This window comes from Actinomadura craniellae (assembly GCF_003289645.1).
In the GTDB taxonomy this organism is placed as follows: domain Bacteria; phylum Actinomycetota; class Actinomycetes; order Streptosporangiales; family Streptosporangiaceae; genus Actinomadura_D; species Actinomadura_D craniellae.
The window spans coordinates 215934-237827 of sequence record NZ_QLYX01000004.1 but is presented as its reverse complement, the minus strand read 5'-3'; the positions used below and the strand labels follow the sequence as shown (position 1 = coordinate 237827).

Genomic DNA, 21894 nt, shown 5'->3' with positions numbered 1-21894 from the left:
TGAGCAGAGTGCCTTCCCCTTCCCGCCGTGGCGGGACCGTCCTGAAGCTCGGCGTCGCCGCCCTCGCCGTCGCGCTGGTCGCGGCCCTGGTCGTGCTCCGCCTGGGCGGAGAGCCGCAGCACCGGCTGACGGCCTACTTCACCAGCACGGTCGGCCTGTACCCGGGCGCGGACGTGCGCATCCTCGGCATCAAGGTCGGCGAGGTCACCGAGGTGACCCCGGCCGGCGACAAGGTGCGGGTCGAGATGCGCTACGAGGCCCGCCGCAAGGTCCCGGCCGGCGCGCAGGCGATCATCATCAACCAGACGCTGGTGTCCGACCGCTACGTCCAGCTGACCCCGGTCTACAAGGGCTCGGGCCCGCTGCTGGCCGACGGCGCGACGCTGCACACCGGCCGTACCGCGGTGCCGGTCGAGTACGACCAGATCGGCGGCAGCCTGAACGAGCTGAGCAAGGCGCTCGGCCCCGACGGGGCCAACAGCCAGGGCGCGCTGTCCCGGCTGCTCCAGGTCGGCGCGACCACCCTGGACGGGCAGGGCACCGACATCCGCACCACGATCGGCGACGTCTCGACCATGCTGAGCACGCTCAGCGAGGACCGCGGGGACGTGGCGCAGACCATCGAGAACCTGCGGGTCATCACCGGCGCGATGGCCGCCAACGACCAGCAGATCAAGCAGTTCACCGAGCACCTCCAGGCCGTGTCCGGGCAGCTCGCCGGGGAGAAGGAGGAGCTGAGCGCGGCGCTGAACAGCCTCGGCCCGACGCTCCGCAACGTGACCCGGTTCGTCAAGGGCAACCGCACCCAGCTGGCCGCCAACATCCGCCAGCTCGCCCAGATCACCGCGGTGCTGGTCAAGGAGAAGGACGCGCTCAGCGAGTTCATGGGCGTGGCGCCGCTGGCCGTCAACAACCTGGCCCGGGCCTACGACCCGATCAGCGGCACCGTCGGCAACCGGGCCAACCTGGGGCTGAACTTCAAGAACCTGGGCGACTGGATCTGCTCGCTGGCCTACTCGGTGGGCACCCCGGCCAAGCAGTGCCTGGACTTCATGCGGCCCTACGCCGGGATCGGCACGGCGCTGTCCGGGCTGCACCTGGACCTGTCGTGGCTGACCGCGCTGACCACCCACTACGACCCGGTGCCGATCCCGCCGGACGCGTACGGGCCGAACGACCCCCGCCGGCCCGGCGGGAACGCCGCCGCGAACCGGCGGAACACCGGGGCCGGAGCCCAGGCCCGGCCCCGGGACGTGACCGCGCTGCTGCCGGGAGGCGGTGCCCCGTGACGAACCGTCCGCTGCTGAGACTGTGCGCCGTCGCGCTCGCCGGCGCGGCGGTCCTGTCGGGCTGCTCGTTCCGCGGGGTCGACGCGGTCCCGCTGCCCGGCGGGCCGGACCTGGGCGCCGACCCGTACGAGGTCAGGATCGAGTTCCAGAACGTCCTCGACCTGGTCCCGCAGTCGGCGGTCAAGGTCAACGACGTGTCCGTCGGCAAGGTGACCAAGATCGAGCTGGACGGCTGGCGGGCCCGGGTGACCGTCAAGGTCCGCAAGGACGTCCGGCTCCCCGACAACGCGCGCGCCGGCATCGGCCAGACCAGCCTGCTGGGCGAGAAGTTCATCTCGCTGGCGGCGCCGACCACCGAGGCCCCGCAGGGCGCGCTGGGCCAGGGCGACCTGATCCCGCTGCGCAACACCACCCGCAACACCGAGGTCGAGGAAGTGCTCTCGGCGATGTCGCTGCTGCTCAACGGCGGCGGCATCGAGCAGATCGCGACGATCACCCACGAGCTGCGCACCGCGATGGACGGCCGCGAGCAGACCATCAAGTCGGTGCTCCACCAGGTCGACACCTTCGTGGGCACGCTGGACCGGCACCGCGGCGCGATCGTCCGGGCGCTCGACAGCATCGACCGGTTGTCGGGCAAGCTGGCCGCCGAGCGGCGGACGATCGAGGACACGATCGACCGGGCCGGCCCGGCCATCAAGGTCCTCGACCAGAACCGCGCCGACCTCACCAAGATGCTGGTCGCCCTCGACGAGCTGAGCAAGACCACCACCCGCGTGGTCAACGCCTCCAAGGCCGACCTGCTGGTCAACCTGAAGGCCCTGGAGCCGATCCTGGCCAACCTCAACAAGGCCGGGACGCACCTGCCCCGGCAGCTCGAAGCGATGATCACGTTCCCGTTCCCGCACACCTTCTCCAACGTGCTGCGGGGCGACTACGGCAACGTGCACATGACGCTCGACCTGGACATGAAGTCGCTGGCGCGGAACCTGCTGGGCGGCACCGAACTGGACGCGCTGACCAAGCAGGGCGCCGCGGCGCGCAACCTGCTCCGGCCGCCGGACATCACGCTGCCGCAGCAGCCGCCCGGCGTGCTGCCGCAGCGATCCGCCGGAGCGCCCCAGCCGGGTCCGGGCCTGCCGACCCTGCCCGCCCTGCCGACGCTCCTCCCGTCGCCGCCGGCCGCCCGGCCGCGCGCGGCGAGCCCCGTCCTGACCCGGGAGGAACTGGCCCAGCAGCAGGATCTGTACACGCTCCTGATGGGAGGGCTCTCATGATCATCAAGCGTGGTGTCAAGATCCAGTTGCTGGTCTTCGCCCTGATCACCGCGCTCGGCGTGAGCTACACCCTCGTCCGCTACCTCGGGGTGGGCAGCGACGCGCTGGGCCGGACCTACACCACCTACGTGGACCTGACCGACTCCGGCGGCGTCTTCACCAACGCCGAGGTGACCTACCGGGGCGTGGCGGTCGGCCGGGTGGGGCCGATCGAGCTGACCCGGGACGGCATCAAGGTCAGGCTCGAACTCCGGCGCGGGCACCGCATCCCGCGGCAGGGCACGGTCGCGGTGGTGGCCAACCGGTCGGCGGTCGGCGAGCAGTACATCGACCTCCAGCCGGTCCGTGCCGCCGGGCCGTACCTCGACGAGGGCAGGGCGTACACGATCCCGCGGTCCGACACCCGGCTGCCGGTGTCCACGCACGAGCTGCTGGCCAACACCGACAAGCTCATTTCGTCGGTGAACCCGCAGCATCTGGGCACGATCGTGGACGAGCTGAACAAGGCGTTCTCCGGCTCCGCGGCCGACCTTCAGGCGATCCTGGACGCCAGCGACCGGCTGCTGAAGACGGCCGAGGAGGCCTATCCGGCGACCGCCGAGCTGATCGACAACAGCAGGATCGTGCTCGACACCCAGCGCTCGCAGGGCGGCAACATCCGGCAGTTCGCCCGGAACCTGAACGTCCTCACGGACCAGCTCCGCAAGGACGACCCGGCGCTGCGGGCCACGCTGGACGCCGCCCCGCCGGCCGCGAAGGAACTCGACGCGACCATCGCGGACCTGGCGCCGACACTGCCGGTGCTGCTGGCCAACATGACCACCGTGGGCCAGATCGTGCACACCCGGGTCGACGGGCTGCGGTCGCTGTTCATCCTCTACCCGCTGGCGGTCGGCGGCGCGTTCACGGTGACCCCCGGCGACGGCACCCAGCACCTCGGCCTGGTGCTCAACCTGGACTCGCCGCCGCCGTGCACCAGGGGGTACGAGAAGGTCAAGAAGCGCTGGCCGCAGGACACCAGGGACCGCCCGAACCCGCTCGACGTCGGCTGCAAGGAGCCCAAGACGTCCCCGCAGGTGCCGCGCGGCGCCCGCAACGCCCCGCCGCCGCGCCCGGCGCCGGCGCTGCCGCCGGGTGCCACCGCGGGGGCCGGGGCCCCGCCCGGCGGGGTGAACGGTTCCCCGGCCGCGAGCGGCGGCCCGGGCCAGGCGGCCGGGCAGGGCGAGCCCACCGTTGCTTACGTACCGCTTTCGGCGGAACCAGTGGCTTTGGCTGGATACGATCCAGCGACCGGAGCCGTCTACGGCCCCGACGGGAAGCGCTACCAGATGGGCTCGACAGGCGGGCAGCGGCGGCTGCTCGGGGACGCCTCGTGGAAGTGGCTGCTGCTCGGCCCGCTTTCGCGGTGACTGATGGGTGACGACGCTATGGCAAGGAATCTCGGGGCGGCGCTGAGCCGGCGTCCGGGACGGGTTCTCGCGGCCTCCCTGCTGGCCGCGGTGGTGGCGCTGACGGTGGTGGCGGGCCTCCTCGGGACGCAGGTGTGGCGGGCCCGGGACCGGGCCGCCGACCGGGAGGCGGCGCTTCAGGCCGCCCGGCAGACCGCGGTCAACATGGGCAGTCTCGACTACCGCAACATCCAGAAGAACATCGACCAGGTGCTCACCGGCCTGACCGGTGAGGCCAAGAACCAGTGGGGCACCCAGTCCCGCACCGTGATCGCCGCCGCCACCCAGGCGCAGGCGCGCTGGACGGTGCAGTCGGTCAAGGGCGGTGTGGTGTCGCTGGACGGCGACTCCGCCGAGGTGGCCGTGGCGGTCACCGTCCTCATCGTCAGCAAGCAGGCGCCCAACGGCACGACCGTCAACAACCGTTGGGTGCTGGAACTGACCCGGACCGACGGGCGCTGGCTCGTCTCCAAGACAGGACTGGTGCCATGACGGACGCCGACCGGCGCGGGAGCGCCGCGACCGACAGCGCGGAGCGGGCCGCGGAGACCGAGGACGTCGAGCCGGCCGAGGCCGCCCGGGACGAGCTCACCCGCACCGAGGAGGACCAGGCAACGGTCGAAGAGGGCCCGGAGACCGCTCCGGAGACCGCTGAGGACGGCGACGAGACCACCACGGCGGGCCCGGAGGACGGCGAGGACGGCGACGAGACCACCGCAGCAGGCCCGGAGGACGGCGACGAGACCGCTGTGGCGCCCACGAAGAAGAAGGCCGTCAAGAAGGCGAGGACCGTCCGGAAGAAGGCCGAGCCGGCGTCCAGCCCGCGAGCCGGCGTCCAGGTCCTGGTGGTGCTGGGCCTGGTGACCGCGGCCCTGGCCGCGGCCGTGGTCTGGCTCTTCCTCCAGCAGCGGGAACTGGCCGCGACCGAGAAGTCGGTACGCCAGGCGTCCTACGCGGCCTCCAGGGCCGCCGAGGACCTGTCCTCCTACGACTACCGCACCATCGACTCCGACCTGCGCAGGGCCACGGGACACACCACCGGCTCGTTCCGCAGGCAGTTCGAGGCCCTGGTGCCGCGCACGAAGGCCTCGGCGGTGCAGCAGCAGGCCCAGGTCAAGGGCACCGCCATCCGGGCCGCCGTCGAGGACGCCGCGCCCGGGCGGATGGTCGCCCTGGTCTTCCTCAACCAGCAGACGGTCAAGGCCGCCAGCACCAAGACGGACCAGATGCTCCCCGATCAGCACACGCTGCGGCTGACCATGATCAAGGTCGGCGACAGGTGGCTGGTGTCGAAGCTGGAAGTGCTCTGAAGCCCGTACCGCAGGTGGACCCGGCACTAGCACGTCGTCGGTGCTCAGGGGAGGGCGCTCCCTAAACTATGGCCTTCCTCACCCCTGGCGAGCGGGTCAATGTCCATGTCCGGTCTTGACTCAACGCTGATGACGAGCAATGCTGCGAGGCAACTGTGATGCATACAGAGGCGCTAGAGTTGCGTGCGGTGTGCCGGTCGGCTACACTGCCCCTTTGCGCTGCCCATTGACTATCCACGCCCGGATGCCCTGAAATCTTCTTGATCATTTGGCGTCTGAAAGCGAGGATGGCTTGGCGTGCGCGCCATCAGTCCGCCGCGAGCCCTCGGAAGGACCACTCTTGGCAGCCTCGCGCAACGCCTCGAATACCGCAACCGGTCCGAACCGCGTTTCATTCGCACGCATCAAGGAACCGCTCGAAGTCCCGGACCTCCTCGCCCTGCAGACCGAGTCCTTTGACTGGCTGCTCGGCAACGAGAGGTGGAAGTCCCGCGTCGAGGCGGCCCAGCAGGCCGGTAGCAAGAGCGTCCCGACCCAGTCGGGACTGGAGGAGATCTTCGAGGAGATCAGTCCCATCGAGGACTTCTCCGGGACCATGTCGCTCTCGTTCCGTGACCACCGGTTCGAGCCGCCCAAGTACTCCGTCGAGGAGTGCAAGGACAAGGACATGACCTACTCCGCGCCGATGTTCGTCACCGCGGAGTTCATCAACAACCAGACCGGAGAGATCAAGAGCCAGACGGTGTTCATGGGCGACTTCCCGCTCATGACCCCGAAGGGCACTTTCATCATCAACGGCACCGAGCGCGTCGTCGTGTCGCAGCTCGTCCGTTCGCCCGGCGTCTACTTCGACCGCTCGCTCGACAAGGCCTCAGACAAGGACATCTACGGCTGCAAGGTGATCCCCAGCCGCGGTGCCTGGCTGGAGTTCGAGATCGACAAGCGCGACAACGTGGGCGTCCGGATCGACCGTAAGCGCAAGCAGCCCGTCACCGTGCTGCTCAAGGCGCTCGGTTGGGACGAGGCGCGCATCCGCGAGCGCTTCGGCTCCTACGAGTCGATCAACATCACCCTGGAGAAGGACCACACCACCGGCCAGGATGACGCGCTGCTCGACATCTACCGCAAGCTCCGCCCGGGCGAGCCGCCGACCAAGGAGTCCGCGCAGACCCTGCTGGAGAATCTCTACTTCAACCCGAAGCGTTACGACCTCGCGAAGGTCGGCCGCTACAAGGTGAACAAGAAGCTCGGGCTCGACCTGGAGATGAACCAGGGCACGCTGACCGAGGACGACATCGTCGCCACCATCGAGTACATGGTCCGGCTGCACGCCGGCGAGACCGAGGGCACCGTCGGCGCCGTCGAGGTGCCGATCGAGGTCGACGACATCGACCACTTCGGCAACCGGCGGCTGCGCACGGTGGGCGAGCTGATCCAGAACCAGGTCCGGCTGGGCCTGGCCCGGATGGAGCGGGTCGTCCGCGAGCGGATGACCACGCAGGACGTCGAGGCCATCACGCCGCAGACCCTGATCAACATCCGGCCGGTCGTCGCCTCCATCAAGGAGTTCTTCGGCACCAGCCAGCTGTCCCAGTTCATGGACCAGACCAACCCGCTGGCGGGCCTGACCCACAAGCGGCGGTTGTCGGCGCTGGGCCCCGGCGGCCTGTCCCGGGAGCGGGCGGGATTCGAGGTCCGCGACGTGCACCCGTCCCACTACGGCCGGATGTGCCCGATCGAGACGCCCGAAGGGCCGAACATCGGCCTGATCGGGTCGCTCAGCTCCTACGGCCGGGTCAACCCGTTCGGCTTCGTCGAGACGCCCTACCGCAAGGTCGTCGACGGCGTGGTCACCGAGCAGATCGACTACCTCACCGCCGACGAGGAAGACCGCTACGTCAAGGCGCAGGCCAACTCGCCGCTGAACGAGGACGGCTCCTTCGCCGAGGCCCGGGTGCTGGTCCGCACCAAGGGCGGTGAGATCGAGTACCTGCCGCCGACCGACGTGCACTACATGGACGTCTCGGCCCGGCAGATGGTCTCCGTCGCGACCGCGATGATCCCGTTCCTGGAGCACGACGACGCCAACCGCGCGCTGATGGGCTCCAACATGCAGCGGCAGTCCGTGCCGCTGCTGCGCAGCGAGGCGCCGCTGGTCGGCACGGGCATGGAGTACCGCGCCGCGACCGACGCCGGCGACGTCATCACCGCCGAGAAGGCCGGTGTGGTGGAGGAGGTGTCGGCCGACTACATCACCGTGATGAACGACGACGCCACCCGCACCACCTACCGGGTGGCCAAGTTCAAGCGGTCCAACCAGGGCACCTGCTTCAACCAGAAGCCGATCGTCGAAGAGGGCGCCCGGGTCGAGGTCGGGCAGGTCATCGCCGACGGTCCCTGCACCGACAACGGCGAGATGGCCCTGGGCAAGAACCTGCTCGTGGCGTTCATGCCGTGGGAGGGCCACAACTACGAAGACGCGATCATCCTCAGCCAGCGGCTGGTGCAGGACGACGTCCTCTCCTCGATCCACATCGAGGAGCACGAGGTCGACGCCCGCGACACCAAGCTGGGCCCCGAGGAGATCACCCGGGACATCCCGAACGTCTCCGAAGAGGTGCTGGCTGACCTCGACGAGCGCGGCATCATCCGGATCGGCGCCGAGGTCGTCCCCGGCGACATCCTGGTCGGCAAGGTCACCCCGAAGGGCGAGACCGAGCTGACCCCGGAGGAGCGGCTGCTGCGCGCGATCTTCGGTGAGAAGGCGCGCGAGGTCCGCGACACCTCGCTGAAGGTGCCGCACGGCGAGCAGGGCAAGGTCATCGGCGTCCGGGTGTTCAGCCGCGACGAGGGCGACGAGCTTCCGCCGGGGGTCAACGAGCTGGTCCGCGTCTACGTGGCCCAGAAGCGCAAGATCACCGACGGTGACAAGCTCGCCGGCCGGCACGGCAACAAGGGCGTCATCTCCAAGGTGCTGCCGGTCGAGGACATGCCGTTCCTGGAGGACGGCACCCCGGTCGACATCGTCCTGAACCCGCTCGGCGTGCCCGGTCGAATGAACGTCGGCCAGGTGCTCGAGACCCACCTGGGCTGGGTGGCCAGCCGGGGCTGGAAGGTCGACGGCGACGACGCCGACTGGAAGCGCGCCCTCAAGTCGATCGGCGCCGACTCGGCCGAGCCGTGGACCAACACGGCCACGCCGGTGTTCGACGGCGCTCGCGAGCAGGAGATCACCGGGCTGATCGAGAGCACCCTGCCCAACCGTGACGGCCAGCGCATGGTCGGTTCGGGCGGGAAGGCCAAGCTCTTCGACGGTCGCACCGGCGAGCCGTTCAAGGACCCGATCTCGGTCGGTTACATCTACATTCTGAAGCTGCTCCACCTGGTCGACGACAAGATCCACGCTCGCTCGACCGGCCCGTACTCCATGATCACCCAGCAGCCGCTCGGCGGTAAGGCCCAGTTCGGTGGCCAGCGCTTCGGTGAGATGGAGGTCTGGGCGCTGGAGGCGTACGGCGCGGCCTACGCCCTCCAGGAGCTGCTCACCATCAAGTCCGACGACGTCCTGGGCCGGGTCAAGGTCTACGAGGCGATCGTCAAGGGCGAGAACATCCCGGAGCCGGGCATCCCTGAGTCCTTCAAGGTGCTCATCAAGGAGATGCAGTCGCTGTGCCTCAACGTCGAGGTGCTCTCCAGCGACGGCATGTCCATCGAGATGCGCGACACCGACGAGGACGTCTTCCGCGCGGCGGAGGAGCTCGGCATCGACCTGTCCCGGCGTGAGCCGAGCAGTGTCGAAGAGGTCTGAACCTAGGCGAGGGATAGAAAATAGTGCTCGACGTCAACTTCTTCGACGAGCTGCGGATCGGTCTGGCCACGGCAGACGACATCCGGCAGTGGTCGCACGGCGAGGTCAAGAAGCCCGAGACCATCAACTACCGGACCCTGAAGCCGGAAAAGGACGGACTCTTCTGCGAGAAGATCTTCGGTCCCACCAGGGACTGGGAGTGCTACTGCGGTAAGTACAAGCGGGTCCGGTTCAAGGGCATCATCTGTGAACGCTGCGGCGTCGAGGTGACCCGGGCCAAGGTGCGGCGTGAGCGGATGGGCCACATCGAGCTGGCCGCTCCGGTCACCCACATCTGGTACTTCAAGGGCGTCCCGTCCCGGTTGGGTTATCTACTCGACCTGGCCCCGAAGGATCTCGAAAAGATCATCTACTTCGCGGCCTACATGATCACGAGTGTCGACGCCGAGAAGCGCGACCGCGACCTGCCCACGCTGGAAGCGCACATCTCGGTGGAGCGGCAGCAGATCGAGCAGCGGCGTGACGCGGACATCGAGGCCCGCCAGCAGAAGCTGGAGGCCGACCTGGCGGAGCTGGAGGAGGCCGGCGCCAAGGCCGACCAGCGCCGCAAGGTCCGCGAGGGCGCGGAGCGCGAGATGAAGCAGCTCCGCGACCGTGCGCAGCGCGAGATCGATCGCCTGGAGGAGGTCTGGACCCGCTTCAAGGGGCTCAAGGTCCAGGACCTCGAGGGCGACGAGATGCTCTACCGCGAGATGCGCGACCGCTTCGGCCGCTACTTCGAGGGCGGCATGGGCGCGCGCGCCATCCAGGCGCGGCTGGAGAACTTCGACCTCGACGCCGAGGCCGAGAAGCTGCGCGAGATCATCCGCACCGGCAAGGGCCAGAAGAAGGCCCGCGCCCTCAAGCGGCTGAAGGTGGTCTCCGCGTTCCTCAACACGCGGAACTCCCCGCTCGGCATGGTGCTCGACTGCATCCCGGTCATCCCGCCGGACCTGCGCCCGATGGTGCAGCTCGACGGTGGCCGGTTCGCCACGTCCGACCTGAACGACCTGTACCGCCGGGTCATCAACCGGAACAACCGGCTCAAGCGCCTGCTCGACCTGGGCGCGCCCGAGATCATCGTCAACAACGAGAAGCGGATGCTCCAGGAGGCCGTCGACGCGCTGTTCGACAACGGCCGCCGGGGCCGCCCGGTCACCGGGCCGGGCAACCGTCCGCTCAAGTCGCTGTCCGACATGCTCAAGGGCAAGCAGGGCCGGTTCCGGCAGAACCTGCTGGGCAAGCGGGTCGACTACTCCGGCCGTTCGGTCATCGTCGTCGGTCCGCAGCTCAAGCTGCACCAGTGCGGCCTGCCCAAGCAGATGGCCCTGGAACTGTTCAAGCCGTTCGTGATGAAGCGGCTGGTCGACCTCAACCACGCGCAGAACATCAAGAGCGCCAAGCGCATGGTCGAGCGCGCCCGCCCGGTGGTGTGGGACGTGCTCGAAGAGGTCATCACCGAGCACCCGGTGCTGCTGAACCGGGCGCCGACCCTGCACCGCCTGGGCATCCAGGCGTTCGAGCCGCAGCTGGTCGAGGGCAAGGCCATCCAGATCCACCCGCTCGTCTGCACCGCGTTCAACGCGGACTTCGACGGTGACCAGATGGCCGTGCACCTGCCGCTGTCGGCTGAGGCGCAGGCCGAGGCCCGCATCCTGATGCTCTCGACCAACAACATCCTCAAGCCGTCGGACGGCAAGCCCGTCACCATGCCCACCCAGGACATGGTGATCGGCCTCTACTGGCTGACGTCGGAGAAGGAGGCGGCCGAGGGCGAGGGCCGGGCGTTCTCCTCGGTGCCGGAGGCCGTGATGGCCTACGACCGGGGTGAGCTCGACCTCCAGGCGAAGATCCACGTCCGGCTCAAGGACGTTCCGCCGCCCCGCGGGTGGCAGGCGCCCGAGGGCTACGAGGCGGGCCAGCCGTACCGGCTGGAGACCACCCTGGGCCGCTGCCTGTTCAACGAGACGCTGCCGGCCGACTTCCCGTTCGTGAACTACGAGGTCGGCAAGCGGCAGCTCTCGGCGATCGTCAACGAGCTGGCCGAGCGCTACCCCAAGGTCGAGGTCGCGGCCTCGCTGGACGCGCTCAAGGACCGCGGGTTCCACTGGGCCACCCGGTCCGGTGTGACCATCTCGATCGAGGACGTGATCGCTCCGCCGAACAAGGCGGAGATCCTGGGGTCGCACGAGCGTCGCGCCGACAAGGTGCAGCGCGAGTTCGACCGCGGTCTGATCACCGACGACGAGCGCCGGTCCGAGCTCATCGAGATCTGGAACCAGGCGACCGCGGACGTGGCCAAGGACATGGAGGACTCGTTCCCCAAGACCAACCCCGTCTGGATGATGGTCCAGTCGGGTGCCCGCGGTAACCCGCTGCAGATCCGGCAGATCGCCGGTATGCGCGGTCTGGTCTCCAACCCCAAGGGCGAGACCATCCCGCGGCCGATCAAGTCCTCGTTCCGCGAGGGCCTGTCGGTGGTCGAGTACTTCATCTCCACGCACGGCGCCCGTAAGGGTCTGGCCGACACCGCGCTGCGGACCGCCGACTCGGGTTACCTGACCCGGCGGCTGGTCGACGTGGCGCAGGACGTCATCGTGCGCGAGGAGGACTGCGGCACCGACCGGACGATCCCGTTCCAGGTGGCCGACCGGCAGCCCGACGGCACCCTGACCAAGCCGACCACCACGGAGACCGGACTGGTCGGCCGGACCATCGCCGAGGACGTCGTGGTCGACGGCACGGTGATCTTCCCGGCCGACACGGACCTGGCCGACACGGTCGTCGAGCGCCTCGTCGAGGCGGGTGTCGAGGAGGTCCGGACCCGCAGCGCCCTGGTCTGCGAGGCCAAGATCGGTGTCTGCGCCGCCTGCTACGGCCGCTCGCTGGCCACCGGCAAGCGGGTGGACGTCGGCGAGGCCGTCGGCATCATCGCCGCGCAGTCGATCGGTGAGCCCGGCACCCAGCTGACGATGCGGACCTTCCACACCGGTGGTGTGGCCGGGGCCGACATCACGCACGGTCTGCCGCGTGTCCAGGAGCTGTTCGAGGCGCGCATCCCCAAGGGTGTCGCCCCGATCAGCGAGGTCGCCGGCCGGATCAAGATCGAGGAGACCGAGAAGACCCGGAAGGTCGTCGTCATCCCCGACGACGGCGCCGAGGAGATCGGCTACCCGGTCGGTATGCGTTCCCGGCTGGAGGTCAAGGAGGGCGAGCACGTCGACGTCGGCCAGAAGCTCGTCGCGGGTGCGATCAACCCGCACGAGGTGCTGCGCATCCTCGGCCCGCGTGCCGTCCAGCTCCACCTGGTCCAGGAGGTCCAGGAGGTGTACCGGTCGCAGGGTGTGTCGATCCACGACAAGCACATCGAGATCATCGTCCGCCAGATGCTCAAGCGGGTGAACATCCTCGAGTCGGGTGACACCGACCTGCTGCCCGGTGACCTGATCGAGCGGCCGATCTTCGAGGAGCGCAACCGTACCGTGGTCGCCGAGGGCGGCACCCCCGCGGCGGGGCGCCCGGTCCTCATGGGGATCACCAAGGCCTCGCTGGCCACCGAGTCGTGGCTGTCGGCGGCGTCCTTCCAGGAGACCACCCGGGTGCTCACCGAGGCGGCGATGCACGCCAAGAGCGACCCGCTGCTGGGCCTCAAGGAGAACGTCATCATCGGAAAGCTCATCCCGGCCGGTACGGGCATGCCGCAGTACCGCAACATCCGGGTCGAGCCCACCGAGGAGGCCAAGGCCGCGGTCTACTCCGTCGGCTCCTACGACGACGGCGCCGAGTACGCCTTCGGTCAGGGCTCCGGCGAAGCCGTCCCGCTGGAGGAGTACGACTTCGGTCAGTACAACCGCTGACGGGTGCGGGGCCGCGCCCCTCACCCACCGGCCGGAGGCCGTCTCCCCTGGGGAGGCGGCCTCTCGCCGTGTTCACCGGCCCCACCGGTCCCGCCCGTCACGGGACGCTCCGAAAACGGCATGGAAGATCTCGTTTGAACGCCTTCGAAAGCGTGGTGATTTGCGATAGGGAGGGCGATCGCGGCAGGCTGTTCGGTGATGGAACCCCCAGCGAGTGCCCACGCCGCACCGAGACCGCAGCGGAAGCCCGGCCATCGCGCCGCCCGCGGCGCGTTTCCGGGCGGGGTCGGTGCGGGGCCGGGCACGGGAAATGTCCGGAGCGACGGCGCTGAAGGAGCCCGACGATGACCGAACGAGACGGTACGCAGGGACCGCAGACACCGTCACCTGACGACCAAGACCCGCGCTACGGCGGTGCCGAGGAGACCGGCGCCCCGCCGGAGCCGCCCGCCCGCCCGATGGGCGACCGCACGGTGGTGTTCGGCATGCCGCAGCGCGGCGCCCAGCCGCCCGCCGAGCAGGCCCCGCCGGAGCCGCCGCCGGCCCCGCAGCCGCCGCCCGCACCGCCGACCATCGTGGAGCCGATCGCCTCGTTCGGCGGGCAGCCCGAGCAGCAGCGTCCCCCGGAGCCGCCGGCCCGGCCGCAGCAGCCCTACGACCAGCCGGTCGCGGGCCAGCAGCTGTACAACCCGCCGCCGCAGCCCGAGCAGCAGGCCCCGTACGGTGGCCGGCAGCCGGGGTACGGCCAGGAGCAGTCCTACGGGCAGCAGCAGCCCGGGCCGGCGTCGTCGGGCGGCTATCCGCAGCAGCCCGTGTACGGCTCTCCGTCCGACCAGTACGGCGCGCCCGCCGAGCAGCAGGGTCGCCCGGCCCAGCCGTACGGCGGGCAGGAGCCCTCCTACGGGCAGCAGCAGCAGCCCTCCTACGGCGCGCCGCAGGAGCCCTACCAGCAGCCGTCCTACGGTCAGGAGCCGCCCGCCGACCAGGGCGGCGAGCGCACGGTGATCGTTCCGGGCCCGGGGGAGACCCCCGGCCCGTACGACCCGCCGGCCTCCGTCGAGCGGCGGCCCGCCGACGACCAGGCGACGATGGCCTGGTCGCCCGATCGCCAGGAGCCCGCACAGGACCCGTGGAGCACGCCCGCGGACCAGCCTCGTGGCGCCGACGCCGGGCTCGACCGCACCATGATGGTGCCGCCGCCGGAGCCCGGTGCCGGTGCCGGCCCGGTCGCGGAGGAGCCGCCCGCCTACGGCGCCCAGCAGGAACGGCAGCCCTGGCAGGGGTCCGACCAGCAGCAGTACGGCCAGCAGCCGGCCCAGGGGTACGGCTCGCAGCCCGGCTACGGGCAGCAGGACCCGTACGCCCCGCCGGCCCAGCAGGGTTACGGCCAGCCGCAGCAGGGTCAGCAGCAGGACGACTCCACCCAGGCGTTCAACCCCGCCGACCAGCAGCAGTACGGCGGTCAGGCGGAAGGCCAGCAGGGTTACGGTCAGGGCCAGCAGCAGTATGGCCAGCAGGGCTATGGCCAGGGCCATCAGGCGTACGGCGGTCAGCCTGAGAGCCAGCAGCAGTACGGCGGCCAGGCGGAGGGTCAGCAGCAGTACGGCCAGCAGGGTTACGGCCAGGGTCAGGGCCAGCAGCAGGCGTACGGCGGTCAGCCCGAGGGTCAGCAAGGTTACGGCCAGGGTCAGGGCCAGCAGCAGGCGTACGGCGGTCAGCCCGAGGGTCAGCAAGGTTACGGCCAGGGTCAGGGCCAGCAGCAGGCGTACGGCGGTCAGCCCGAGGGTCAGCAGGGCTACGGCCAGGGTCAGGGCCAGCAGCAGTACGGCGGTCAGGCGGAAGGCCAGCAGGGCTACGGTCAGGGCCAGCAGCAGTACGGCCAGCAGTACGGCGGTCAGCCCGAGGGCCAGCAGCAGTATGGCCAGCAGACCTACGGTCAGCAGCAGCAGTACGGCGGGAGCGGTCAGGCCGACAAGTCCTCCAAGAAGGGCATGATGATCGGGATCGCCGCGATTCTGATCGTGGTCGTCGTGGTGGTCGCCATCGTTGCGTTCGTCCTGTGAGCCTGGGACGAACGAACGGGGAATGGCCGGGGAAGCGGGGAACACCCCTTCCCCAAGAGTGAGCAACTAGGACAGAATGCCGAGGGGAACCTCCCTCGGCATTCTGTCGTTGTGATCGACACGAGGCCCTGCCGCAGGCGTACGACGCTTGCGCGAAGCGGGGTGCGCGCTGTAGAGGCGTTCGCTTTGACCTTTGCTGCGGGGGTAGGTAGTCTCTTCCTTCGTGCCCGCGCTTGCGGGCCACTCTGCGTATGCGTCTGCCAGGCCTCAGATGCTAGGCGACGCCGCGCAATCGACTCCTCGGCTTGATTCGGCCTTGACGGGCCGGTGCGGGCGGTGCGACACGCCCGACCGCGTGGGTCGGAAGAGTGGATAAACCGGCAGGTCACAGCCTTGGAATAGGCCGTGATCACGGGTCTCGCGCGAGCGAGATTCGGCCAGACCAAGGCTTGACTCAGATTACGGCTCGGTACGAAGAAGACGGAGACGCGGTGCCCACGATCCAGCAGCTGGTCCGAAAGGGCCGCCAGGACAAGGTGACCAAGAACAAGACGCCTGCGCTCAAGGGCAGCCCCCAGCGCCGGGGCGTCTGCACGCGCGTCTACACGACGACGCCCAAGAAGCCGAACTCCGCGCTTCGCAAGGTCGCCCGTGTCCGGCTGTCCAGCGGGATCGAGGTCACGGCCTACATCCCCGGCGTCGGACACAACCTGCAGGAGCACTCCATCGTGCTCGTGCGCGGCGGTCGAGTGAAGGACCTCCCGGGTGTTCGCTACAAGATCGTTCGCGGCACGCTCGACACGCAGGGCGTGCGCAACCGCAAGCAGGCGCGCAGCCGCTACGGCGCGAAGAAGGAGAAGAGCTAATGCCGCGTAAGGGCCCCGCCGGGAAGCGCCAGCTGATCGCCGACCCGGTGTACAACTCGCCGCTGGTCACCGCGCTGATCAACAAGGTGCTGCTCGACGGCAAGCGCTCGATCGCGCAGAGCATCGTCTACGACGCCCTGGAGGGCGCCCGGGAGAAGACCGGCAACGACCCGGTCGTCACCCTCAAGCGCGCGCTCGACAACGTCAAGCCGACCCTTGAGGTCCGCAGCCGCCGCGTGGGTGGCGCGACCTACCAGGTGCCGGTCGAGGTGCGCCCCGCGCGGAGCACCACCCTGGCGCTGCGCTGGCTCGTGGTCTTCGCCCGGGCCCGCCGCGAGAAGACCATGACCGAGCGCCTGATGAACGAGCTGCTCGACGCGAGCAACGGTCTGGGCGCCTCGGTGAAGAAGCGCGAAGACACCCACAAGATGGCGGAGTCCAACAAGGCCTTCGCCCACTACCGCTGGTAACAGCGGACCGAAGACCGCACGAGACACGAGGACGCAGCACAGTGGCTACTCAGACCGGTGTAGACCTGGCCAAGGTCCGCAACATCGGGATCATGGCCCATATCGACGCGGGCAAGACCACGACGACCGAGCGCATCCTGTACTACACCGGGATGAGCTACAAGATCGGCGAGGTCCACGACGGCGCTGCCACCACCGACTGGATGGAGCAGGAGCAGGAGCGGGGCATCACGATCACCTCGGCCGCGGTCACCTGCAAGTGGCCCGTCGACAAGGTCGAGCACACGATCAACATCATCGACACCCCCGGGCACGTCGACTTCACCATTGAGGTCGAACGGTCGCTGCGGGTGCTCGACGGTGCGGTCGCGGTGTTCGACGGTGTGGCCGGTGTCGAGCCGCAGTCCGAGACCGTGTGGCGTCAGGCCGACCGGTACGGCGTGCCGCGCATCTGCTTCGTCAACAAGCTCGACCGGGTCGGCGCGGAGTTCCACCGCTGCGTGGACATGATCGTGAACCGCCTCAGCGCGGTGCCGCTGGTCATGCAGCTGCCGATCGGCGCCGAGGCCGACTTCAAGGGCGTCATCGACCTGGTCAAGATGAAGGCCCTGGTCTGGAACGCCGAGGCCAAGCTGGGCGAGATGTACGACGAGGTCGACATCCCCGACAGCCACGCCGACGCCGCCCGCGAGTGGCACGACAAGCTGGTCGAGACGCTGGCCGAGGCCGACGACGAGATCATGGAGCTGTACCTGGAGGGCGACGAGCCCACCGTGGACCAGCTGATCCCGGCGATCCGGCGGGCGACCATCGGCAGCAAGCTCACCCCGGTGCTGTGCGGCACGGCCTTCAAGAACAAGGGCGTGCAGCCGCTGCTGGACGCGATCATCCGCTACCTCCCGTCGCCGCTGGACGTCGAGGCCGTCGAGGGCCACGACGTGCGCGACGAGGAGAAGGTGATCATTCGCAAGCCGAGCGAGGACGAGCCCTTCTCGGCGCTCGCGTTCAAGATCATGAGCGACCCGCACCTCGGCAAGCTCACCTTCGTGCGCATCTACTCGGGTGTGCTGACGTCCGGCTCGTCGGTGCTCAACTCCGTCAAGGAGCGCAAAGAGCGCATCGGCAAGATCTACCGCATGCACGCGAACAAGCGTGAGGAGATCGAGCAGGTGGGCGCCGGCGACATCGTCGCGGTGATGGGCCTCAAGCAGACCACCACCGGCGAGACGCTGAGCGACGAGAAGAACCCCGTCGTGCTGGAGTCGATGACCTTCCCGGCGCCGGTCATCAATGTGGCGATCGAGCCCAAGACCAAGGCCGACCAGCAGAAGCTGGGCACCGCGATCCAGCGGCTGGCCGAGGAGGACCCGTCGTTCCAGGTCCGCACGGACGAGGAGACCGGGCAGACCATCATCTGGGGGATGGGCGAGCTCCACCTGGAGATCCTCGTCGACCGGATGAAGCGCGAGTTCAAGGTCGAGGCCAACGTGGGCCGCCCGCAGGTGGCGTACCGCGAGACGATCACCCGGGCCGTCGAGAAGGTCGAGTACACCCACAAGAAGCAGACGGGTGGCTCGGGCCAGTTCGGTCGAGTGATCATCAACCTGGAGCCCATCGGCGGCGGCAGCGACGGCTACGAGTTCGAGAACAAGGTGACCGGTGGCCGCATCCCGCGGGAGTACATCCCGTCGGTGGACGCGGGCTGCCAGGAGGCCGCCGAGTTCGGTGTGCTCGCCGGCTACCCGATGGTCGGCATCAAGGTGACCCTGCTCGACGGCGCCTACCACGAGGTCGACTCCTCGGAAATGGCGTTCAAGGTCGCCGGTTCGATGGCGTTCAAGGAGGCCGCCCGCCGGGCGGCGCCCACGCTGCTCGAGCCGATGATGGCCGTCGAGGTCACCACTCCCGAGGACTACATGGGCGATGTCATCGGCGACCTGAACAGCCGCCGCGGCATGATCCAGGCCATGGACGAGACGCACGGCGCGCGCGTCGTCCGGGCCACCGTTCCGCTTTCCGAGATGTTCGGCTACGTGGGCGATCTGCGCAGCAAGACCCAGGGCCGGGCTGTTTTCAGCATGCAGTTCGATTCCTACGCCGAGGTTCCCTCGAATGTGGCGCAGGAGATCATCGCCAAGGCCCGGGGCGAGTAAGAGCACCCTGAGCCCGCCAGACCGAACAACCACAAGCCGACAGCGACGCAGTCGAACGTCCTGAGATTTACAAGGAGACACCCAAGTGGCCAAGGCCAAGTTCGAGCGGACGAAGCCGCACGTCAACATCGGCACCATTGGGCACATCGACCACGGTAAGACCACGCTTACCGCGGCGATCACCAAGGTGCTCCACGACAAGTACCCGGACATCAACCCCTTCACGCCGTTCGAGGACATCGACAAGGCACCGGAGGAGCGCGAGCGCGGGATCACCATCTCCATCGCGCACGTTGAGTACCAGACCGAGTCGCGGCACTACGCGCACGTGGACTGCCCGGGTCACGCCGACTACATCAAGAACATGATCACCGGTGCCGCGCAGATGGACGGCGCGATCCTGGTGGTCGCCGCCACCGACGGCCCGATGCCGCAGACCAAGGAGCACGTGCTCCTGGCCCGCCAGGTCGGCGTTCCGTACATCGTCGTCGCCCTGAACAAGTGCGACATGGTCGACGACGAGGAGATCCTGGAGCTCGTCGAGCTCGAGGTCCGCGAGCTGCTGAGCGAGTACGAGTTCCCGGGCGACGACGTCCCGGTCGTGCGCGTCTCCGCCTACCAGGCGCTGCAGGGCGACGAGAAGTGGGCCGAGTCGATCGTCGAGCTCATGACCGCCGTGGACGAGAACGTCCCCGAGCCGGTGCGTGAGACCGACAAGCCGTTCCTGATGCCGATCGAGGACGTCTTCTCGATCACCGGCCGCGGCACCGTCGTGACCGGCCGCATCGAGCGCGGTGTGGTCAACGTGAACGAGACCGTCGACATCATCGGCATCAAGGAGACCGCGACCAGCACCACGGTCACCGGTGTCGAGATGTTCCGCAAGCTGCTCGACCAGGGCCAGGCGGGCGACAACGTCGGCCTGCTCCTGCGCGGCATCAAGCGCGAGGACGTCGAGCGCGGCCAGTGTGTCATCAAGCCGGGCACGAACACCCCGCACACCGAGTTCGAGGCGCAGGTCTACATCCTGTCCAAGGACGAGGGCGGCCGGCACACGCCGTTCTTCAACAACTACCGCCCGCAGTTCTACTTCCGTACCACGGACGTCACCGGCGTGGTGCACCTCCCCGAGGGCACCGAGATGGTCATGCCGGGCGACAACACCGAGATGCGGGTCGAGCTCATCCAGCCGATCGCGATGGAGGAAGGCCTCAAGTTCGCGATCCGCGAGGGCGGCCGTACCGTCGGCGCCGGTCGCGTCACCAAGATCATCAAGTAGTAGAGATCGTCGGAGCGGCGGTCCGGCTCCCGAGGGGGCTGGGCCGCCGCACCGCGACACCGAAGTCATTCAGCGGCACTACCAGCAAAGGACACCGAGGCCACCATGGCGGGACAGAAGATCCGCATCCGGCTCAAGGCCTACGACCATGAGGTCATCGACTCCTCGGCGAAGAAGATCGTCGAGACGGTGACGCGGACGGGCGCCAAGGTCGCGGGCCCGGTGCCGCTGCCGACCGAGAAGAACGTGTACTGCGTCATCCGCTCGCCGCACAAGTACAAGGACTCGCGCGAGCACTTCGAGATGCGCACGCACAAGCGGCTGATCGACATCATCGACCCGACGCCGAAGACGGTTGACTCGCTCATGCGGCTCGACCTTCCCGCCGGCGTCGACATCGAGATCAAGCTCTGAGGGACGCACCGAGATGAGTAAGCAGAGGAAGGGCGTCCTGGGCGAGAAGCTCGGCATGACCCAGGTCTTCGACGATGAGGGCCGGATGGTTCCGGTAACCGTCGTCCAGGCCGGGCCGTGCGTCGTCACCCAGGTCCGTGACTCCGAGCGGGACGGCTACGCCGCCGTCCAGATCGGGTACGGCCAGATCAACCCGCGCAAGGTGAACAAGCCGAGCACGGGGCACTTCGACAAGGCCGGCGTGACCCCACGCCGCTTCCTGGTCGAGCTGCGCACCGACGACGCCTCCGAGTACACCCTCGGCCAGGAGATCACCGTTGAGGTCTTCGAGGCCGGCCAGAAGATCGACGTGACCGGCACCAGCAAGGGCAAGGGCACCGCCGGTGTCATGAAGCGCCACGGCTTCAAGGGCCTCGGCGCCTCGCACGGCACCCAGCGCAAGCACCGCTCGCCGGGTTCGATCGGCGGCTGTGCGACCCCGGGTCGCGTCTTCAAGGGCCTCCGCATGGCCGGGCGGCACGGCAACGCCCGCACCACCGTGCAGAACCTGACCGTTCACGCCATCGACGTGGAGAAGGGCCTGCTGCTCATCAAGGGCGCGGTCCCCGGTCCCAACGGCGGCCTGGTGCTGGTTCGCGACGCCGTGAAGGGGGCAGGCAAGTGACCGCCAAAATCGACGTCGAGCTGGCGCCCGAGATCTTCGAGGCCAAGACCAGCGTCCCGCTGATCCACCAGGTCGTGGTGGCGCAGCTGGCGGCGGCCCGGCAGGGCACCCACTCCACCAAGACCCGCGGTGACGTCCGCGGTGGTGGCAAGAAGCCGTACCGGCAGAAGGGCACCGGCCGCGCCCGCCAGGGTTCGACCCGCGCCCCGCAGTTCGCCGGCGGCGGCATCGTCCACGGCCCGCAGCCGCGCGACTACTCCCAGAAGACGCCCAAGAAGATGAAGGCCGCCGCGCTGCGCGGCGCCCTCTCCGACCGGGCGCGGCACGGGATGGTCCACGTCGTCGACCAGCTGATCGAGGGCGAGACGCCCAAGACCAAGACGGCCCTCAAGGCGCTGCGCGAGGTCACCGACGCGCGCCGCGTCCTCGTGGTGCTCGACCGGTCCGAGCAGGTCGCCTGGCTCAGCCTGCGCAACGAGCCGAGCGTGCACCTGCTGGCGGCCGACCAGCTCAACACCTACGACGTCATGGTCAACGACGACGTGGTCTTCACCGAGAAGGCCTACGAGGCCTTCGTGGCCCAAGCGACGAAGAGCAAGAAGGAGGGTGGCGACAAGTGAGCAGGATCGCCGACCCCCGCGACATCATCCTCGCGCCGGTCGTCTCGGAGAAGAGCTACGGGCTGCTGGACGAGAACAAGTACACGTTCGTGGTCCGGCCCGACGCCAACAAGACGCAGATCAAGCAGGCGGTCGAGGCGGTGTTCAACGTCAAGGTGACGAACGTGAACACCATCAACCGCCAGGGCAAGCGCAAGCGGACCAAGTTCGGCTACGGCAAGCGCAAGGACACCAAGCGCGCCATCGTCAGCCTGGCCGAGGGCGAGCGGATCGACATCTTCGGCGGCCCGACCTCCTAGGCCGGGTGCGGAAGAGCGAAACAAGGGATGAACGAAAA

Annotated in this window: 16 protein-coding genes; all 16 read left to right on the top strand. The window is 68.8% G+C overall.

Annotation, left to right across the window (positions count from 1 at the left end; genetic code table 11):
- The first annotated feature begins 8 nt into the window (after nucleotides 1–8).
- Nucleotides 9–1289: an MCE family protein gene (locus DPM19_RS10615; RefSeq protein ID WP_233510026.1), complete on the top strand. Its 1281-nt coding sequence runs from the start codon at nucleotides 9–11 to the stop codon at nucleotides 1287–1289.
- Nucleotides 1286–2566, top strand: a complete 1281-nt coding sequence (locus tag DPM19_RS10610; RefSeq protein ID WP_111865599.1) for an MCE family protein — start codon at nucleotides 1286–1288, stop codon at nucleotides 2564–2566. Before DPM19_RS10615 ends, DPM19_RS10610 begins: the two co-directional genes overlap by 4 nt.
- The gene (locus DPM19_RS10605) at nucleotides 2563–3975 is read left to right on the top strand and encodes an MCE family protein (protein ID WP_111865598.1); all 1413 of its coding nucleotides are present in this window, start codon (nucleotides 2563–2565) and stop codon (nucleotides 3973–3975) included. The genes DPM19_RS10610 and DPM19_RS10605 overlap by 4 nt, the downstream gene beginning before the upstream one ends.
- Nucleotides 3976–3993: 18 nt before the next feature.
- Nucleotides 3994–4506 carry a hypothetical protein gene (locus tag DPM19_RS10600; protein WP_111865596.1) on the top strand — a complete coding sequence of 171 codons (513 nt, stop codon included), beginning with the start codon at nucleotides 3994–3996 and terminating at the stop codon, nucleotides 4504–4506.
- A complete protein-coding gene (locus tag DPM19_RS10595) occupies nucleotides 4503–5324 on the top strand; it encodes a prolipoprotein diacylglyceryl transferase (RefSeq protein WP_111865593.1) in 822 nt (273 codons plus the stop codon). The genes DPM19_RS10600 and DPM19_RS10595 overlap by 4 nt, the downstream gene beginning before the upstream one ends.
- A gap of 340 nt (nucleotides 5325–5664) precedes the next feature.
- A complete protein-coding gene (rpoB, locus tag DPM19_RS10590; RefSeq protein WP_111865591.1) occupies nucleotides 5665–9132 on the top strand; it encodes a DNA-directed RNA polymerase subunit beta in 3468 nt (1155 codons plus the stop codon).
- Between the two features lie 23 nt (nucleotides 9133–9155).
- A complete protein-coding gene (locus DPM19_RS10585; protein WP_111865588.1) occupies nucleotides 9156–13028 on the top strand; it encodes a DNA-directed RNA polymerase subunit beta' in 3873 nt (1290 codons plus the stop codon).
- 344 nt (nucleotides 13029–13372) lie between these two features.
- Nucleotides 13373–15091 carry a hypothetical protein gene (locus tag DPM19_RS36750; RefSeq protein ID WP_146778805.1) on the top strand — a complete coding sequence of 573 codons (1719 nt, stop codon included), beginning with the start codon at nucleotides 13373–13375 and terminating at the stop codon, nucleotides 15089–15091.
- A gap of 491 nt (nucleotides 15092–15582) precedes the next feature.
- Nucleotides 15583–15957: a 30S ribosomal protein S12 gene (gene rpsL, locus DPM19_RS10575; RefSeq protein ID WP_111865582.1), complete on the top strand. Its 375-nt coding sequence runs from the start codon at nucleotides 15583–15585 to the stop codon at nucleotides 15955–15957.
- Nucleotides 15957–16427 (top strand): 30S ribosomal protein S7, encoded by a 471-nt coding sequence (rpsG, locus tag DPM19_RS10570; protein ID WP_111865580.1) that lies wholly within the window; start codon nucleotides 15957–15959, stop codon nucleotides 16425–16427. The genes rpsL and rpsG overlap by 1 nt, the downstream gene beginning before the upstream one ends.
- Before the next feature lie 41 nt (nucleotides 16428–16468).
- The gene (gene fusA, locus DPM19_RS10565; RefSeq protein ID WP_111865578.1) at nucleotides 16469–18580 is read left to right on the top strand and encodes an elongation factor G; all 2112 of its coding nucleotides are present in this window, start codon (nucleotides 16469–16471) and stop codon (nucleotides 18578–18580) included.
- 85 nt (nucleotides 18581–18665) lie between these two features.
- The gene (tuf, locus tag DPM19_RS10560) at nucleotides 18666–19859 is read left to right on the top strand and encodes an elongation factor Tu (protein WP_111865575.1); all 1194 of its coding nucleotides are present in this window, start codon (nucleotides 18666–18668) and stop codon (nucleotides 19857–19859) included.
- Nucleotides 19860–19964: 105 nt separating this feature from the next.
- Complete coding sequence (gene rpsJ / locus DPM19_RS10555; RefSeq protein WP_012854632.1) at nucleotides 19965–20273, top strand: 30S ribosomal protein S10; 309 nt, start codon at nucleotides 19965–19967, stop codon at nucleotides 20271–20273.
- 13 nt (nucleotides 20274–20286) lie between these two features.
- Nucleotides 20287–20937: a 50S ribosomal protein L3 gene (rplC, locus tag DPM19_RS10550; RefSeq protein WP_111865572.1), complete on the top strand. Its 651-nt coding sequence runs from the start codon at nucleotides 20287–20289 to the stop codon at nucleotides 20935–20937.
- On the top strand, nucleotides 20934–21557 hold the full coding sequence (gene rplD / locus DPM19_RS10545) for a 50S ribosomal protein L4 (protein ID WP_111865570.1): 624 nt from the start codon (nucleotides 20934–20936) through the stop codon (nucleotides 21555–21557). The genes rplC and rplD overlap by 4 nt, the downstream gene beginning before the upstream one ends.
- Nucleotides 21554–21856 (top strand): 50S ribosomal protein L23, encoded by a 303-nt coding sequence (gene rplW / locus DPM19_RS10540; RefSeq protein ID WP_111865567.1) that lies wholly within the window; start codon nucleotides 21554–21556, stop codon nucleotides 21854–21856. Before rplD ends, rplW begins: the two co-directional genes overlap by 4 nt.
- Nucleotides 21857–21894 lie beyond the last annotated feature (38 nt).